At 66.1% G+C, this 634-nt stretch carries 1 protein-coding gene; it reads right to left on the reverse strand.

Annotated elements, in window-relative coordinates; translation table 11 throughout:
- On the reverse strand, positions 1 to 634 hold a 634-nt coding region (locus SB816_RS29745), incomplete at both ends, for an ABC transporter permease subunit (protein WP_410547960.1).

Below are 634 nucleotides of genomic sequence, written 5' to 3' on the forward strand. Positions count from 1 at the left end.
CCGCGCACCGTTTCGGCGATGTACGCGGCCGCGAACATGATGATCGCGATCTGCGCGCGCAGCAGCTTGTCGATGGAGAAGCCTTCGGGCAGGAACAGCGGCAGCATCACCGACGACATGAACAGCAGGCTGATCAGCGGCACGCCGCGGATCAGCTCGATGTACACGACGCACAGCGCCTTGATGGCCGGCATCTTCGAGCGCCGGCCCAGGGCCAGCAGCACGCCGATCGGGAAGGCGAAGGCGATGCCGAACGTCGACAGGATCAGCGTCAGCGGCAGGCCGCCCCAGCGCGCGTTCTCGACGTAGGTCAGGCCCAGCACGCCGCCCCACATCAGGATCGCCACGGCGGTCAGGCCGACGGTCCAGATGATGGCGAGCTTCCAGTTCCAGAAACGGCGGATGCCGCTGCACACGATCACCGCGACCAGGATGATGGTCGCGATCAGCGGCCGCCATTGTTCGTCGTAGGGATAGGTGCCGAACAGGATCAGCCGGTGCTTCTCGATGATGAAGGCCCAGCAGGCCCCGCCCACCGAGGCGCGGCATTCCTGCGCGTTGGCGGCGGTGAAGTTGGCCTTGATGAAGGCCCACTCGACCAGCGCCGGCACCGACATCAACAGGAACCACGCCA

Source organism: Achromobacter sp. SIMBA_011 (genome assembly GCF_046535435.1).
Classification (GTDB): domain Bacteria; phylum Pseudomonadota; class Gammaproteobacteria; order Burkholderiales; family Burkholderiaceae_B; genus Achromobacter; species Achromobacter dolens.